Raw genomic sequence first — 15,626 nt, forward strand, 5'->3', positions numbered from 1 at the left:
CAAAGCATGCTTGCGGCCGTGCTGGAACACGCCGGCCAGCCGTTGCGCATCATGAGCGTGCCGCGGCCGGAACCGGGTCCCGGAGAAATACTGGTCCGTCTGGAGGCGAGCGGCATATGCCATACCGATGTGCATGTGTGGCAAGGGCATCTGCGGCCGGCTTCGGGGCAAGCGGCGGCGATTCTTGGCCATGAGGGCGTGGGCAGGGTGGTGCGGACGGGTGCCGGCGTCACGGGCTGGCGGGTTGGCGAGCGGGCGGGCGTCGCCTGGCTGCATGACGCCTGCGGCTGCTGCGATGAATGCCACGCCGACATGGAATCCTTCTGCCAGCACCAGCGCGCCCATGGCTTCGATGTCGCGGGCACTTTTGCCGAATATGTCGTGGCCGATGCGCGTTTCGCCGCGCGCGTGCCGGACCAAGGCGATGCGGCCATGCTGGCGCCTTTGATGTGCGCGGGCCTGACCGCTTTCGGGGCGCTGAAGCGGGCGGAGGTCGTTGCCGGCGAGGTCTGTGCCGTGTTCGGCTGCGGTGGCCTGGGCCTTTATGCGATCCAGATCGCCCGGCGGCTCGGCGCGGTGGTCATCGCCGTCGACACGGATGAGGCCAAGCTCCGCCTCGCGGCTTCACTTGGCGCCGAACACACGCTTCTTGCCTCGCCCGGTCTGGCTGGTGATTGGCCGGCGCGGCTGCGTGCCCATGTCTGCATCAATTTTGCGCCGACACCGGCGAGCTGGGATGCGATGACCGCGGCCATCCGTCCGCGCGGCAGGATCATCGCCGCGGCCATGGTCTCGCAACCGGTACCCCTCAGCCAGGAATGGCTCACCGCCACCGGTGTCTGGATAACCGGCACCAGCGTGGGCACGCGCGCGCAGATGCGTGAACTGATGCAATTGCACGAGGCGCAGCCGCTAGAGGCTCAGGTCGAGCGCGTCACGCTCGCGGAAGTGACCAGCGCGCTGGGGCGGTTGAAAGCGGGCACCGCCGAAGGACGGCAGGCGATTGTCTTTGGTGCCGGTGTCTGAGATGCCGTCGGCCGAGTCGTATCGGCGGGATACGCATTGCCAGATACGCCACCGACAGGGGATTGGGCAGACTGTGCCGCCAGACCGGATGGGCGGGCGATGCTTGGCGGGCCGAAGCCGAAGAAACGGAGAACTACGTCTACTCCATAGCCCTCCAAAATTGAGCGAATGGCGACAATTGGGGTGGGTAGCGGAAGTTAGCTATTGCAAGGCAGACTGCCAAATCGGACGAGCGTGACCACGGTCTGCTTCTCGGCATGAACAGTGATCCGAAGGCAAGATGTGAGGACGGGCAGCGGCGATCTTGCGGCACACCTGAACTCGGTGGAAAGCAAGCGGGCTCCATCGGGGGCGCATACTCCCGATCAATCAGGCGGCCGCAGCGCGATTGAGTTTCGGAACGACGGCGTCGATGAACGTGTCCATCGTTGCTTCACCCATATCCACGGCCTTGGCACCTTCGCCATGGATAATCCTCACGTCGGTGATGCCGAGGACGTTGAGAATGGCCTTGAGGTATCGGGGGGCAAAATTGAGGTGGTTGATGGGCGAGGCCTCGCCATAGATGCCGCCGGACGCCAGCACCACGGTGGCTCTCTTGCCGATCAGCAGTCCCTTGCCGTCGAAGCCAAGCGTTACGCCCTTGCGCACGATGTGATCGATCCAGGCTTTGAGGCTGGCCGGGATATTGTAGTTGTAGACCGGCGTGGCGATGACAAGCTCGTCAGCTGCCAGCAATTCGGCAACCAGCGCGTCCGAGAGACGCAGTTGCTCGGCCATGTCCGAGGTATGGGCATGCGGTGACGTGAAATAGGCCGACAACCACGGCATGGTCACGTGCGGCAGCGCATCCACGGCCAGGTCGCGCCGCACGACCGCGCCATCCGGGTGCACCTCGAGCCAATTGGCGACAAGGCGTTTGGTCAGCTGGCGGGAAATCGAAGCCTCGCCGCGCGCGCTGGTTTCGACAACGAGAAGGTTGGGCATGGCGTCCTCAAGGTTTGGGCTAAACAGCCGGAACAGATGCGGACGATATAGGCTTTCTATCCAGCAGCAGGAGCGATAATAAAGTGATCATCTCTATCGGCTAATATGATGGATCATGATCGGCAGTCTCAGCCTCGACCAGTTGCGCATCCTGGTGACCATTGCTGATGCCGGCAGCTTTTCGGCGGCCGGGCGGCAATTGCGCCGCGCGCAATCGGCAATCAGCCAATCGGTGGCGACATTGGAAGCCGCGCAGGGCGTCCAGCTCTTTGACCGCAGCACACATCGCCCCCGCCTGACTGAAACGGGCCGGGTTCTGGTCGATCAGGCCCGGCTGGTGCTTTCGAGCGCGGCACGCTTCGAGGCCGTCGCGACCGGGGCGCGAGGCGGGGTCGAGCCCGAGCTTGCCCTAGCCATAGATCCGCTGGTGCCCACCGCCCCGCTTATCGAAAGCCTGCGCGCGTTGCACCAGGCCTATCCGCATCTTCCCATAAGCTTCTCGACCGAGGGCCTGGGCGGGGCGCTGCGTCGTTTGCGCAGCGGCGACGTCGCACTGGCCTTCTGCCTGCTGCTGCCGGTGGTGCCCGAGGACGTCGTGGCATTGCCGCTGCTGCGCATGGCGCTGACGCCTGTGGTCAGCGCCGATCACCCATTGGCAGCGCTTGGTCGTCCGGCAACCCGCAACGACCTGGAACGCTATATCCAGCTCGTCCTGTCCGACCCGGTCGATCGGGAAGCGAACAATTACGGCTTGGCCAGCGCCACGCGGTGGCGCTTTGTCGACCTCGGCCGCAGGCTGGATTTCCTGCTGGCCGGCTTCGGCTGGTGCCGGATGCCGGAGCATCTGATTGCCGATCATCTCGCAGCCAGCGTTCTAGTTCGGCTCGAGCTGGCCGAAGATGCCCGTGACCCGGCAAACGCCCTGACCATCTACGCCGCTCGCATGGCGGACCATGAACCTGGCCCGGCCGGCCGGTGGCTCCTTAACGACCTGCAGGTCCGGCTGTCGCTCTGATCCGGTCAAACAGTTGTCGTCAGTATCGCCTAATCCCTGACATGTCAGTCGCCAGAACGAGCAGAGTTCATGTCGCCTTGCTCAGTTCACGGATCGGGAGGCGGCTGATGCTGTGGCCTGTGGCGGCTTCAGCCGCGCGGCGGAGCATGCGCGGGTCTGACGCTCCCTGATGGTCGAGCCGCGGCGTATAGGGCGCCTCCAGCCTTGCTGCCTCGTCGTCGGTGAGGCTGATTGAAAGGGAAGCCACAGCGTCGTCGATATGATCTGGTTTCAGCGCACCGACGATCGGAGCTGCCACCACAGGATTGCGACGCAGCCAGGCCAGCGCAATCATTGACCGGCCGACGCCCCGTTCTTTCGCAATCGCCCCCACCGCATCGACAATCAGCTTGTCGCTGTCGGCAGTGGCTGCTCCCAGATTGTAGACGGCTTCGGTTTTCGCCCTTGCGGTGATCGCTCCCCACGGCCGGGCCAGCCGTCCGCGGTTGAGAGGGCTGTAGACAATGGTCTGCACCCCTTCGTCGATGCAAAGCGCATGCATCTCGCGCTCTTCCTCGCGGTCGAGAAGATTGTAGGTATCCTGCATCGACACGAAGCGGGCCCAGCCGTTGGATTTCTGCAGGTGTAGCGCTTTGCCGAATTCCCAGGCCTTCATGGACGATGCGCCGAGATAGCGGACCTTGCCGGCCTTGACGACATCGTTCAGGGCCTCGAGCGTTTCTTCCCAGGGGGTGGTCCTGTCACGACGATGGATTTGGTAGAGGTCGATATAGTCGCTGCCCAGGCGCCTCAGGCTCATATCGACTTCGGTCATGATCGCCTTGCGCGATAGCCCGATGCCATTGGGGCCGTCGCGCATTGGTGCGCTGAGTTTGGTGGCGATCACAACGTTTTCGCGGTGCGCAAAGTCCTTCAGTGCCCGCCCGAGGATCTCCTCGCTGGAACCGTTTGAATACAGATTGGCGGTGTCGAAGAAATTGATGCCCGCTTCGAGTGCGTGGCGAATGAGACGTCGACTTGCTTCCTCGTCGAGCGACCAGGAGGGGTAACCTCGCGATGGATTCCCGAACCCCATGCAGCCAATACAGATAGGCGAAATATCGAGGCCCGTCCGGCCGAGCTTGGCATATTGCATGTCCGTCTCCACATCCGCTATATTCGGACAAATGTCCGCTTAGCGTTAAGTAACGGACAATTGTCCGTTTAGTCAAGAGGCGACATGGCTGTAGAAGAGGAGGGATTGCGAGCAGACGCCCGCGCTAACCGAGATCGCATACTTGAGGTGGCACGAAAGGCCCTGACCGCCGATCCCGAAACGCCGCTTAGCGCTATCGGCAAGGCAGCCGGAGTTGGGCAAGGCACGCTCTATCGCCACTTCCCGACCCGGGAAGCCCTGGCCCTTGCCATTTATCGTAAGGAGATCAACGCCCTTGCGGCTCTCGCATCCACGCTTGTGCAGGAGCATCCGCCGCTGGAGGCGTTTCGTCTGTGGTGTGCCCAGGTGGCGGATTCCAGCGCCATGAAGCGCGGCGTGGCAAGGCTTCTGCAAGGGGCCACGTCCGAGGATGACGGACGCGAAACCTATCAGCAGATGCTGTTGGCGGTGCGTTCACTCATCGCCGCATGCGAGACCGCCGGCGCGATTGATCGCGATGCAAATGCCGACGATGTTTTGATGCTTCTCGGAGTCCTTTGGCAAATCCCATCCCATCGCGGGAGGGATGCACAGGCAGCGAGGATAATAGCGCTCATCTTCAGGGGGTTGGGTGCCGAAGACGAGCCAGGCAGCCGTGCTGGACCATGAAGCTCGTTCTTGTGTTGGAGCGCTTGTCGGGGTTCGTCGGGGTCTGCATGTATCGCGAACGCGGAGTTGCGGTTTCACGCATTCGCTTTTAGGCGACCAACGTCAGAAATGGGGGCGTAAGCCGCTGTCGCCGCTCTCGAGATATCGGCCTGTAGCGTAGGATCGGCGGTTCGCTATGTCAGTTGGTGGCGATGCGGTGATCGGCGGCGATAAGCACTATGGCGTATAATCGGCGGCGTATGGCGGAGAGGGAGGGATTCGAACCCCCGATGGGCTTGCACCCATGCCGCATTTCGAGTGCGGTGCATTCGACCACTCTGCCACCTCTCCGCGGTCATGGTCGGCCGTTGCCGGCGCGGCGCACTAGATAACGGCTGAACGGGCAGGTTACAAGGCCAAATCCACCGATATTTGGCTTGCCCGACAAGCACGGGATTCACGGGCGGCATTGGCCCGGCAGGGCATGGCGGTCTTGACGGTCGTCGCCGATTTCTCCAGCGTGCCGCAGGCCTTGCCGCAAAAGATCGCCGGCCGGCCGGCCAAAGCAGTCCCGGCAACGGGTGTTGCCTTGACACCCGCTCAACCTTCGGTTAGGGACAGCGCGCAATCGGCGTGGAGGGTTCTTCCGCGCCGCTTGTTTTTTGAACCCGCAGACTGACAAAAAGACGGCCGAACCGCCAGACGCGGTTCATCAAGGCCGACCGAACAGCGAAAGGCAAAAAATGTTCGCAGTCATTAAAACGGGCGGCAAGCAGTATCGCGTCGCCGCCAACGATCTCCTGAAGATCGAAAAAGTCGAAGCCAATGTCGGCGATATCGTCGAGATCGGCCACGTGCTCGCGCATGGCGAGGGCGAGAATGTCACGTTCGGCGCGCCGTTCGTCGATGGCGCCCTGGTTACCGCCGAAGTCGTCGAGCAGGGCAAGAACCGCACGGTCATCGCTTTCAAGAAGCGCCGCCGCCAGAATTCGCGCCGCAAGATCGGCCATCGCCAGCTTTTGACCACCGTGCGGATCTCCGAGATCCTGCTGGGTGGCGCCAAGCCGACCAAGAAGGCGGCCGTGAAGGCGGAAGCCAAGGCCGAAGTCGCCGCCGAGGCCGCGCCGAAGGAAGCCAAGGCCAAGAAGGAAGCCAAGGCGGAAGCTGCACCGAAGGACGAGGCGAAGGCCGAGACGGCCGCCGCGCCGCTGTTCAAGGCGCCGAAAGGCGAGCCGGACGACCTGACCGTGATCAAGGGCATCGGCCCGGTCGCCGCCAAGGATCTCGCCGAGCAGGGCATTATCACCTTCGCGCAGCTGGCCAAGCTGACCGACAAGGACGTCGCCAAGATCGACGAGCACATGCCGTTCAGCGCCGACCAGATCAAGGACTGGCGCGAACAGGCCAAGGAACTGGCCAAGAAGTAATTTTTCCGGCGAAACATCAGCCGGATCGGACTTGAAACGGAACGCGAACGCGTTCATAAGGCCTTTTAGGCGCCTTGCGGCGCAACGGAGTTAGTTAGATGGCACACAAGAAAGCTGGCGGCTCGTCGCGCAACGGTCGCGACTCGCATTCCAAGCGTCTGGGCGTGAAGAAGTTCGGCGGCGAAGCCGTCATCCCGGGCAACATCATCATTCGTCAACGCGGCACCACCTGGCATCCCGGCGTCAATGTCGGCATGGGCACGGACCATACCCTTTTTGCGCTCGAATCCGGCGCCGTGACGTTCAACAAAAAAGCCAACGGCCGAACCTACGTATCGGTCAACCCGATTACCAAAGCCGCGGAGTAGCCGGTTCCGCACTAGAACACCGGCGCCCATCTCGGGAACCGGTGTCTGGCAAAACCAGGAAAAGGATCAGGGGAGATGGGTTTCCATCTCCCCTTTTTCTTGTGCCTGGAGGATTTTCAAATGGTTGCCGAAGCGGAAGACAGTGAAGACGAAAGTTACGCGATAGACTGCCCGGTGCTGGTCACCGAGCGGCTGGTGATGCGGGCGCCGCGCGAAGAGGACATCGCGCAACTGGTCGAGCTTGCCGACAACCGTCATGTCGCCGAAATGCTGGCGCGCATGCCGCACCCCTATGGCGAGGACGAGGCGCGCGCCTTCCTCGCCATGACCAGATCGCGCCGGGCCGGCATTGCCTATGCCCTGACGCTGGCCGGCACCGACACTTTCGTCGGCTGCGCGGGCTTGAACACCACCGATCGCGGGCTGGAACTCGGCTACTGGATCGGCGAACCCTACTGGAAGCGGGGCTATGCCACCGAGGCCGCCCACGCGCTGGTCGACCTCGCCTTCCAGAAGACCTCGATCCAGGTGCTGCATGCCTCGACGCGGGTCATCAATCCGGCCTCGCGTCGGGTGATCCACAAGTGCGGTTTCCAGTATGCCGGCCAGGGCATGCTGAACTCGATCGTCGCCGGCCAGGTGCCGGTCGAGCGCTACAGGCTGGACCGCAAGACATGGACGAGCCTGCGCAACTGGGTACACTTTTGAGCGATGGCGCCGTCAAGCCAATGGTCTACGACAGCAACGGTATCGAAACGATCGCGCCGATAACGCCCGGTGACATCGAAAGCTTTCATCGTGCGCTTGATCTCGTTGCGCGTGAGCGGAAGTACCTGTCCTTCCTCGAGGCGCCACCGCTGGATCAAACCCGGCGATTTGCGTTGGACCGCATCGCGAAAGGCGATCCGGGGTTCGTGGCCGTCATTCGTGGCGAGGTCATCGGTTGGTGCGACATCACCCGCCATGACCGGCTCATCCATGCCCATCGCGGCAGTCTCGGAATGGGAATTGTTGCCTCCCATCGCGGGCGCGGGCTCGGATCGCGGCTTATCCATGCCGCCTTGGCGCAGGCACGCAAGACCGGCTTTGTCCGCGTCGAGCTGTCCGTACACGCCGACAATGCCCGCGCCATCGCTCTTTACGACAAGGTCGGGTTTGTCAGGGAAGGTGTGCAGCGCGACGCTATCTGTATCGACGGGCAATACGGCGATACGATCATGATGGCGATCGTCGAACGCGAAAACGCAGCCGGATGAAGAGTCGTCAGCCCAGTTCGACCCATACGGGCAGGTGGTCCGAACCCGCTGCTTTCCGGTCGACCCACAGGCGCTGCAGCGAACGGGCAAGCGAGGCGCTGGTGAAGACATAGTCGATGCGCTTGTGACGGCTGGCATTGGCAGGGTCCTTGGGGTCGACCCAGCTGACGAGATCGGCGCCGGCGACATCAAGGCGCACGGCGGCGTCGACCGCGAAGTCGGCGGTCAGCGGCATGCCGAATTCATGGTCCGGCCGGCCGGCGAGTTCGACATATTCGGGCGAGGCGGCCAGCATGTTGAAATCGCCCATGGCCACAAAGGCCTCCGGATGCGGCAGTTCCGGCAGGCCGATCTCGGCGACGCCGGACAGCGCGCCGCCTTCGAGCGCGTAGTTCAACAGGCGCCGGCGCAGGAACTGGATCTGGCTGGCGCGCTCCACAGGGCTGCGATGATCTAGATGGATGGAATAGAAACGGATGAAACCAAGCGACGTCTCGATCAGTGCCTCCAGCGCGCCGCGCTGGAAGTTCATCATCTCGAAGCTGCGGCTGCGCGGCAAAAGCAGGTTGCGCGACAGATGAATGGGCGTCTTGGACAGCACCATGTTGCCGAGCTGGAAGGTCGTGGTGATGGCGCGGCCGTTTTCGATGCGCGAACCGATATTGGCCTCGAAATTGCTGCCATAGACGGCGAAATAGTCGGGCAGCGCCTCGCCGATCTCGGTGACCATGTCGCGGCTGCCGTTCCTGGGGTTGTTGCGGGTGACCTCCTGCAGCGCGATCACGTCGGCGCCGCGCACCGCGTCGGCAATACGCGCGACATCGTAGTGCCCATCAAGACCGATGCCGTACTGGATGTTGTAGGTTACAAGCTTCATACCGACATCTCTCCGACCGACCCCACACGGCCATCGTCACAAAACGGTCTCGCCCTTCGCCGCGCCTTGGTTTAGAGCAAGGCCCAAGGTTTAGAGCAATGCCGCAAGGCCAATAAAAGAAACTGCGATCCCATGAAATTTCTCGATCAAGCCAAGGTCTATGTCCGCTCCGGTGACGGGGGCGCCGGCTCGGTGTCGTTCCGGCGCGAGAAGTTCATCGAGTTCGGCGGGCCGGACGGCGGCGACGGCGGCCGTGGCGGCGATGTCTGGCTCGAAGCGGTCGACGGGCTGAACACGCTGATCGACTACCGCTACCAGCAGCATTTCAAGGCCAAGACCGGCGTCCACGGCATGGGCCGCAACATGACCGGCGCCAAGGGCGCCGACGTCACGCTGAAAGTGCCGGCCGGAACCCAGGTTTTCGAGGAAGACAATGAGACGCTGATCTGCGACCTGACCGTGGTCGGCCAGCGCTTCCTGCTTGCCAAGGGCGGCAATGGCGGCTTCGGCAACCAGCACTTCAAGACCTCGACCAACCAGGCGCCGCGCCGCGCCAATCCCGGCCTGCCGGGTGAGGAACTCAACATCTGGCTGCGGCTGAAGCTGATCGCCGATGCCGGGCTGGTCGGGCTGCCCAATGCCGGCAAGTCGACATTTCTCGCGGCCGTCACCGCGGCCAAGCCGAAGATCGCCGATTATCCCTTCACGACGCTGCATCCCGGCCTCGGGGTCGCGCGCATCGACGCGCGCGAATTCGTCATCGCCGACATTCCGGGCCTTATCGAAGGCGCGCATGAGGGCGTCGGCATCGGCGACCGTTTCCTCGGCCATGTCGAGCGCACGCGCGTGCTGCTGCATCTGATCTCTGCGCAGGAGGAAAATCCGGGCAAGGCCTACAAGACCGTGCGCGCCGAATTGGAGGCCTATGGCCAGGGGCTGACCGACAAGGTCGAGATCCTGGCGCTCAGCCAGGTCGACACGCTCGATGCGGATGGGCGCAAGAAGAAGGTCGCCTCGCTGAAGCGCGCCGCCGGCCGCGCGCCGATGCTTCTGTCCGCCGTCACCGGCGAAGGTGTCGAGGCTGTGCTGCGGGCGCTGATGACCGTGATTGCCGAGGCGCGCGCGGAGGCCGCGCCCGTGGTCGAGACGCGCTGGGAAAAGTAGTGCCATGCAGTCGCTGAAAAAATACCGGCGCATCACCGTCAAGATCGGCTCGGCGTTGCTGGTCGACCGCGCGAGCGGCCTGAAGCGCGACTGGCTGGCTTCGCTCGCCGACGACATCGCCGTGCTCGCCGAGGGCGGCGCCGAAATCCTCGTCGTGTCGTCCGGTGCCATCGCGCTTGGCCGCACCATCCTTGGCCTTGGCAAGCGCGCGCTGAAGCTTGAAGAGAGCCAGGCGGCTGCCGCCGTCGGCCAGATCGCGCTCGCCGGCGCCTGGTCGGATGCGCTCGGCAAGGGCGCCCTGAGATCGGGCCAGATTCTCTTGACCCTTGGCGACACCGAGGAACGCCGGCGCTATCTCAACGCGCGGGCGACGATCTCGACGCTGCTCAAGATGAAGGCGGTGCCGGTCATCAACGAGAACGACACGGTCGCTACCTCCGAAATCCGCTATGGCGACAATGACCGGCTGGCCGCGCGTGTCGCGACGATGATGGGCGCCGATCTTTTGGTGCTGCTCTCCGACATTGACGGCCTCTACACCGCACCGCCGGCGCGCGATCCCCAGGCCAAATTCATTCCGGTGGTCGACCGCATCACGCCAGATATCGAGGCGATGGCGGGAGCGGCCGCGTCCGAGCTGTCGCGCGGCGGCATGCGCACCAAGCTCGACGCCGGCAAGATCGCCACCGCCGCCGGCACCGCCATGATCATCACTTCGGGCACGCGGCTGTCGCCGCTGATGGCGATCGAGCGCGGCGAGCGCGCGACCTTCTTCCGGCCCAGCGCCAATCCGGTCAAGGGCTACAAGACCTGGATCGCCGGCCAGCTCGAACCGGCCGGCCGGCTGACGGTCGATGCCGGCGCCGTTGGCGCGCTCACATCGGGCAAATCGCTGCTGCCTGCCGGCGTCAAGCTGGTCAGCGGCAATTTTTCGCGCGGCGACACGGTGGCGATCCTGTCGCCCGAGGGCCGCGAGATCGCGCGCGGCCTGGTTGCCTACGATGCCGCCGATGCCGTAAGGATCGCTGGCCTGAAGACGGCCGAGATCGAAACCGTGCTCGGTTACGAAGCGCGTTCGGCGATGATCCACCGCGACGACCTCGTGGTGAGTCACGCCGGGGGCGATATAAGCGGAGGATGAGCCATGCTGAAGCTGCATGAAAAATCCGGGGACGATACCGTGGCGCTGATGGCCGATATCGGCCGCCGCGCCCGCGCCGCCGCCCGACCGCTGGCCATCGCGACCACCGCCGCCAAGAATGCCGCGCTCCTTGCCATGGCGGACGCGCTCCTTGCCCGGGAACAGGACATTCTCGACGCCAATGCCATCGATGTGTCGAATGGCGAGGAATCGGGGCTGTCGGCATCCTTCATGGATCGGCTGAGGCTCAATCCGGCGCGCATCCGCGCCATGGCGGATGGCATCCGCGAGATCGCCGCGCTGCGCGATCCCGTCGGAGACGTCATCGCCGAGTGGGACCGACCGAACGGCCTTCATATCGAGCGCGTGCGCACGCCGCTGGGTGTCGTCGGCGTCATCTATGAGAGCCGGCCCAACGTCACGGCCGATGCCGGTGCGCTCTGTCTCAAGGCCGGCAATCCGGTAATCCTGCGCGGCGGCTCGGATTCGCTCAATTCGTCCGCCGCCATCCATGCCTGCCTGGTCGACGGCCTGAAGGCCGCCGGCCTGCCTGAAGATGCCATCCAGCTGGTGCCGACTACCGATCGCGCCGCTGTCGGGGAGATGCTCAAGGGGCTTGGCGGTACGCTCGACGTCATCATCCCGCGCGGCGGCAAAAGCCTGGTCGGGCGGGTGCAGAACGAGGCGCGCGTGCCGGTCTTTGCCCATCTCGAGGGTATCTGCCACCTCTACATCGACCGCTCGGCCGATCTCGACATGGCGGTGAAGATCGCTGTCAACGCCAAGATGCGGCGCACCGGAGTCTGTGGCGCGGCCGAGACGCTGCTGGTCGACCGCGCGGTGGTATCAACCCATCTGGTGCCGATCCTCGATGCGCTGCGCGCCGCCGGCTGCGAGATCCATGCCGATGCCGAGGTGTTGAAAGTGTTTTTCGACGCCAGGCCGGCGACCGATGCCGATTGGGTGACGGAATATCTCGACGCCATCATCGCGGTGAAGCTGGTCGATGGCATCGGTGGTGCCATCGAGCACATCGAGACCTTCTCCTCGCATCACACCGAGGCGATCATCGCCGAGGATGCGAAGGCGGTAGAGCGGTTCTTCAACGAGATCGACTCGGCCATCCTGCTGCACAACGCCTCGACGCAATTCGCCGATGGCGGCGAGTTCGGCATGGGCGCCGAGATCGGCATCGCCACCGGCAAGATGCATGCGCGCGGGCCGGTTGGCGTCGAGCAACTGACCTCCTTCAAATACCGCGTGCGCGGGTCGGGACAGGTGAGGCCTTGAGCGCTGGTCTTGCCCTCCCCCTTGTGGGGAGGGTGGCGAGTGCAGCGAGCCGGGTGGGGGGACGACGCTGAATTCCACGATGCCCCCACCCCGCTCCGCTTCGCGGATCGACCGACCTGGGCAAGCCACGGGTCCTGCCCGTCTTGTGGACCCCCACAAGGGGGAGGGTGAGAACGCCGTCCCTTCCCGCTACTTGAAAATGCCGCACGCCGAAAAAGGGCTGGCCGTCGGCCTGTTCGGCGGCTCGTTCAACCCGCCGCATGCCGGCCATGCACTAGTCGCCGAAATTGCGCTCAGGCGCCTGGCGCTCGACCAGTTATGGTGGATGGTCACGCCAGGCAATCCGTTGAAGAGCACGCGCGAGCTGGCGCCGCTGACCGAACGGCTACACCTGTCGGAGCGGATCGCCAAGAACCCGAAAATCAAGGTCACCGCCTTCGAGGCGGCGCATCATGTGCGCTATACCGCCGACACGCTGGCCCTGGTCAAGGCGCGCAATCCCGGCGTCGATTTCGTCTGGATCATGGGCGCGGACAGTTTGCGCGACTTCCACCGCTGGCAGCGCTGGCGCGAAATCGTGCTCACCTTCCCGATCGCGGTCATCGACCGCCCGGGCGCGACGCTGTCGTTCCTGTCGTCGGTCGTCGCCAAGACCTTCGACTATGCCCGCATCGATGAAGGCGACGCGCCGCGGCTCGCCCGCATGAAGGCGCCGGCCTGGACCTTCATCCACGGCCCGCGCTCGTCGCTGTCGTCGAGCGCGATCCGGAAGATGGCAAAGGGGTGATCGGCCCAGCATCACCGGCAGCGCTCAACAGTAAGTGAACGGTCCGGCAGCGTTCACTGCTATCCCAACCTGATATTGACGGGCAACGGTGCCTCTGTCATCAAAGACGAGTTCTTCGGCGATACAGTTGATTGCGTGCGAGCGCTGCCTACATCAATTTTTACCTCTTTTCGGCGGGGGGTTGTTGTGAGAATTAGTTTCGGCAACAGGTATGGGGGCTTGGCGCACGGGTTGGACTGCCCTTGTCATAGTCCGCTTGCACTCAACCTCTTCGATCGATTGAACAGAGACATTTCACGCCGCTCTGTTCTTTCCGGTATCGCCGGGATGTTCGGTGCTTCGGCGCTCGGCCTTGCATCCCCATCCTTCGCGCAGGCAGCGGGTAAGCCGATCCTGCTCAGCAATGCCAGGATCTTCGACGGCCAGGCAAGCAAGCTCATCGAAGGCAAGTCTGTCCTTATCGACGGGAAGACGATCAAGGCTCTGCCTGGCGCCAGCGAAACGGTTGCCGATGCCGAGGTTATCGACTGCGCAGGCGGCACGCTGATGCCGGGCATGATAGATGCCCACTGGCATGCCTTGCTTGCCGGTATCTCGCAGGTCGCGGCCATGACGGCCGACGTCCCTTATGTTCATCTCGTCGCCGCACAGGAGGCCGAGCGGACAGTGTTGCGCGGGTTCACGACGGTTCGTGATGTCGGTGGCCCGTCATTCGCTTTGAAGCGCGCTATCGATGAAGGGCGATTGGTGGGTCCCCGCATCTATCCTTCCGGCGCCATGATCTCGCAAACTTCGGGGCATGGCGACTTCCGCATGCGCACGGATTTGCCGCGCACTCCGCAAAGCAACGCAAGCCTGGCGGAACAGGCTGGCATCGCCGAGATCGCTGATGGCGAGGCGGAAGTCCTGCGCCGTGTACGCGAGCAGCTCATGCTGGGGGCGAGCCAGATCAAGATCATGGGCGGGGGAGGCGTCGCCTCGCCCTACGACCCGATCGATGCTGTGCAATACACTGAGGCCGAGATGAAGGCTGCGGTATCCGCTGCGGCTGACTGGGGCACCTATGTGTGCATCCATGCCTATACGCCCGCCGCCGTGCAGCGTGCGGTCGCCAGCGGTGTGAAGTCGATCGAGCATGGCCAACTCGCCGACGAGGAGACCGCCAAACGCATAGCCGATGCAGATGCATGGTGGAGCATCCAGCCCTTCCTTGCCGACGAGGATGCCAACACCTACGCCTTGCCGGAACAGCGCGCGCAGCAGCAGACAATCGCCGAAGGTACGGCGCGGGCCGTCGAGCTTGGACGTAAATACAAAATCAACATGGCCCTGGGCACTGATATCCTGTTCAACCCGAAAGGCACCTCGACACAGGGAAAGCAACTCGCCAAGTTCAGCCGGTGGTATGAAAATGTGGATGTGTTGCGGTTGCTGACCAGCGGCAATGCCGAGCTTGCCGGCCTTTCCGGCCCGCGCAATCCTTACCCGGGAAAACTCGGACGCATCGAACCCGGCGCCTATGCCGACATGCTCATCGTCGATGGCAATCCGCTCGAGGACATTTCCCTCATCGCAAATCCGGAACGAACGTTGAAGCTCATCATGAAGGATGGGCGCATCCACAAGAACACGCTGGGGGGATGACCTTGCGAGCAATCCTTGGGATAGGCATGCTTGCCGCCTTCGCCTTCGTTTCCATGGAAGCAAGGGCGGCTGACGTGCTTGCGGGAAGCGCCGACACGACCGCGGATGGCGAAAAGAACTGGGCCCTGCAAGTCACGCCCTATCTCTGGGCGGCGGGCATCAACGGCGACATATCGCCTTTCCGCAGGGCCCCGACCATTGGTGTCGACAAATCATTCTCGGATGTCATGAATGATTTGAACATTGGCGGCTTCATCAATGTATGGGGGCGCTACGACCGCTTCGTCTTCTCCGCCGACGCCATGTATGTCGACACGACAGACGAGAAAGCAACCGGCCCGCTTCCGCCCCTGCCCCCGCCATTGCCGCAAGTCCCCAGCATCAGCGGCAGCGTGGATACCAAGGAATTCACATCGACACTGCAGGCCGGCTATCGTGTCTATGACAGTCCAGCTTTCACCCTGGATGCGCTGGGCGGTGTTCGCTTCTGGCATATCTCCAACCGGGTGACCGTGCAGGCGGCAGGGTTGTCGGGCAGCTACAAGGAAAGTTTTGGATGGGCTGACCCGGTCGTTGGCGCGCGCGCCTTTCTCAGGATGACGGACAAACTCTCGGCGCAGGTTCAGGCGGATGTCGGCGGCTTCAACGTCGGGTCCAAAACCACCTGGCAGGTGCTGGCAACCGCCAACTACATCATAAACGACCATCTTTCCGTCTCGGGCGGCTACAAGGTACTCAGTGTCGACTACGAGTCCGGCGGTCACGTCTTCGATACTCGATTGTCTGGGCCGGTGCTGGGGGTGACCTGGCGATTCTGATGATCTGGGACCAATCTATGATGCGACCCATCCGATGGATTGT

Annotated in this window: 15 protein-coding genes, 1 tRNA gene and 1 pseudogene; 13 read left to right on the forward strand and 4 right to left on the reverse strand. The window is 63.4% G+C overall.

Annotation, left to right across the window (positions count from 1 at the left end):
- The first annotated feature begins 6 nt into the window (after positions 1–6).
- Positions 7–1,026 (forward strand): alcohol dehydrogenase catalytic domain-containing protein, encoded by a 1,020-nt coding sequence (locus tag AC07SZ_RS18070; protein ID WP_494915309.1) that lies wholly within the window; start codon positions 7–9, stop codon positions 1,024–1,026.
- Positions 1,027–1,395: 369 nt separating this feature from the next.
- On the opposite strand, the gene AC07SZ_RS18075 is transcribed toward AC07SZ_RS18070, so the two are convergent.
- Entirely contained in the window at positions 1,396–2,013 is a 618-nt protein-coding gene (locus AC07SZ_RS18075) for an FMN-dependent NADH-azoreductase (RefSeq protein ID WP_056575204.1), read from the reverse strand.
- A gap of 115 nt (positions 2,014–2,128) precedes the next feature.
- Between AC07SZ_RS18075 and AC07SZ_RS18080 the strand changes: the two genes are divergently transcribed.
- Positions 2,129–3,028 carry a LysR family transcriptional regulator gene (locus AC07SZ_RS18080; RefSeq protein WP_494915310.1) on the forward strand — a complete coding sequence of 300 codons (900 nt, stop codon included), beginning with the start codon at positions 2,129–2,131 and terminating at the stop codon, positions 3,026–3,028.
- A 181-nt stretch (positions 3,029–3,209) separates the two neighbouring features.
- Here the strand turns inward: AC07SZ_RS18080 and AC07SZ_RS18085 are convergent.
- Positions 3,210–4,163, reverse strand: a pseudogene (locus tag AC07SZ_RS18085) (aldo/keto reductase); the annotation flags it as partial.
- A gap of 84 nt (positions 4,164–4,247) precedes the next feature.
- On the opposite strand from AC07SZ_RS18085, the gene AC07SZ_RS18090 reads away from it, so the two are divergent.
- Positions 4,248–4,832, forward strand: coding sequence for a TetR/AcrR family transcriptional regulator (locus AC07SZ_RS18090; RefSeq protein WP_056575211.1), 585 nt, complete (start codon positions 4,248–4,250; stop codon positions 4,830–4,832).
- Positions 4,833–5,072: 240 nt separating this feature from the next.
- Here the strand turns inward: AC07SZ_RS18090 and AC07SZ_RS18095 are convergent.
- Positions 5,073–5,162, reverse strand: a tRNA-Ser gene (locus AC07SZ_RS18095).
- A 392-nt stretch (positions 5,163–5,554) separates the two neighbouring features.
- On the opposite strand from AC07SZ_RS18095, the gene AC07SZ_RS18100 reads away from it, so the two are divergent.
- From AC07SZ_RS18100 to AC07SZ_RS18115, 4 genes are all read left to right on the forward strand, one after another.
- Positions 5,555–6,238: a 50S ribosomal protein L21 gene (locus AC07SZ_RS18100; protein WP_056576446.1), complete on the forward strand. Its 684-nt coding sequence runs from the start codon at positions 5,555–5,557 to the stop codon at positions 6,236–6,238.
- A 98-nt stretch (positions 6,239–6,336) separates the two neighbouring features.
- Positions 6,337–6,606: a 50S ribosomal protein L27 gene (gene rpmA / locus AC07SZ_RS18105; protein WP_010912120.1), complete on the forward strand. Its 270-nt coding sequence runs from the start codon at positions 6,337–6,339 to the stop codon at positions 6,604–6,606.
- 120 nt (positions 6,607–6,726) lie between these two features.
- Entirely contained in the window at positions 6,727–7,314 is a 588-nt protein-coding gene (locus AC07SZ_RS18110) for a GNAT family N-acetyltransferase (RefSeq protein ID WP_056575214.1), read from the forward strand.
- 20 nt (positions 7,315–7,334) lie between these two features.
- Entirely contained in the window at positions 7,335–7,862 is a 528-nt protein-coding gene (locus AC07SZ_RS18115; RefSeq protein WP_494915546.1) for a GNAT family N-acetyltransferase, read from the forward strand.
- A 7-nt stretch (positions 7,863–7,869) separates the two neighbouring features.
- Here AC07SZ_RS18115 and AC07SZ_RS18120 read toward each other — a convergent pair whose 3' ends face one another.
- Entirely contained in the window at positions 7,870–8,739 is an 870-nt protein-coding gene (locus AC07SZ_RS18120) for an endonuclease/exonuclease/phosphatase family protein (RefSeq protein ID WP_494915311.1), read from the reverse strand.
- Between the two features lie 132 nt (positions 8,740–8,871).
- On the opposite strand from AC07SZ_RS18120, the gene obgE reads away from it, so the two are divergent.
- The 6 genes from obgE (at position 8,872) to AC07SZ_RS18150 (ending at position 15,583) form a co-directional block, all read left to right on the forward strand.
- Positions 8,872–9,903: a GTPase ObgE gene (gene obgE, locus AC07SZ_RS18125; RefSeq protein ID WP_494915312.1), complete on the forward strand. Its 1,032-nt coding sequence runs from the start codon at positions 8,872–8,874 to the stop codon at positions 9,901–9,903.
- A gap of 4 nt (positions 9,904–9,907) precedes the next feature.
- Entirely contained in the window at positions 9,908–11,044 is a 1,137-nt protein-coding gene (proB, locus tag AC07SZ_RS18130; protein ID WP_056575221.1) for a glutamate 5-kinase, read from the forward strand.
- Between the two features lie 3 nt (positions 11,045–11,047).
- The gene (locus AC07SZ_RS18135; RefSeq protein ID WP_494915314.1) at positions 11,048–12,334 is read left to right on the forward strand and encodes a glutamate-5-semialdehyde dehydrogenase; all 1,287 of its coding nucleotides are present in this window, start codon (positions 11,048–11,050) and stop codon (positions 12,332–12,334) included.
- Positions 12,335–12,533: 199 nt separating this feature from the next.
- Positions 12,534–13,121, forward strand: a complete 588-nt coding sequence (locus tag AC07SZ_RS18140) for a nicotinate-nucleotide adenylyltransferase (protein WP_056575225.1) — start codon at positions 12,534–12,536, stop codon at positions 13,119–13,121.
- A 75-nt stretch (positions 13,122–13,196) separates the two neighbouring features.
- A complete protein-coding gene (locus tag AC07SZ_RS18145) occupies positions 13,197–14,765 on the forward strand; it encodes a metal-dependent hydrolase family protein (RefSeq protein WP_494915316.1) in 1,569 nt (522 codons plus the stop codon).
- 26 nt (positions 14,766–14,791) lie between these two features.
- Entirely contained in the window at positions 14,792–15,583 is a 792-nt protein-coding gene (locus AC07SZ_RS18150) for a hypothetical protein (RefSeq protein WP_494915547.1), read from the forward strand.
- Positions 15,584–15,626: the final 43 nt, after the last annotated feature.

This window comes from Mesorhizobium sp. GW821-FHT07A06, from assembly GCF_059419085.1.

Coding starts and splice junctions, on each gene's coding strand:
- AC07SZ_RS18070 (WP_494915309.1), top strand. CDS start 7: ATGCTTGCGGCCGTGCTGGAACACGCCGGCCAGCCGTTGCGCATCATG.
- AC07SZ_RS18075 (WP_056575204.1), bottom strand. CDS start 2,013: ATGCCCAACCTTCTCGTTGTCGAAACCAGCGCGCGCGGCGAGGCTTCG.
- AC07SZ_RS18080 (WP_494915310.1), top strand. CDS start 2,129: ATGATCGGCAGTCTCAGCCTCGACCAGTTGCGCATCCTGGTGACCATT.
- AC07SZ_RS18090 (WP_056575211.1), top strand. CDS start 4,248: ATGGCTGTAGAAGAGGAGGGATTGCGAGCAGACGCCCGCGCTAACCGA.
- AC07SZ_RS18100 (WP_056576446.1), top strand. CDS start 5,555: ATGTTCGCAGTCATTAAAACGGGCGGCAAGCAGTATCGCGTCGCCGCC.
- rpmA (WP_010912120.1), top strand. CDS start 6,337: ATGGCACACAAGAAAGCTGGCGGCTCGTCGCGCAACGGTCGCGACTCG.
- AC07SZ_RS18110 (WP_056575214.1), top strand. CDS start 6,727: ATGGTTGCCGAAGCGGAAGACAGTGAAGACGAAAGTTACGCGATAGAC.
- AC07SZ_RS18115 (WP_494915546.1), top strand. CDS start 7,335: ATGGTCTACGACAGCAACGGTATCGAAACGATCGCGCCGATAACGCCC.
- AC07SZ_RS18120 (WP_494915311.1), bottom strand. CDS start 8,739: ATGAAGCTTGTAACCTACAACATCCAGTACGGCATCGGTCTTGATGGG.
- obgE (WP_494915312.1), top strand. CDS start 8,872: ATGAAATTTCTCGATCAAGCCAAGGTCTATGTCCGCTCCGGTGACGGG.
- proB (WP_056575221.1), top strand. CDS start 9,908: ATGCAGTCGCTGAAAAAATACCGGCGCATCACCGTCAAGATCGGCTCG.
- AC07SZ_RS18135 (WP_494915314.1), top strand. CDS start 11,048: ATGCTGAAGCTGCATGAAAAATCCGGGGACGATACCGTGGCGCTGATG.
- AC07SZ_RS18140 (WP_056575225.1), top strand. CDS start 12,534: ATGCCGCACGCCGAAAAAGGGCTGGCCGTCGGCCTGTTCGGCGGCTCG.
- AC07SZ_RS18150 (WP_494915547.1), top strand. CDS start 14,792: ATGCTTGCCGCCTTCGCCTTCGTTTCCATGGAAGCAAGGGCGGCTGAC.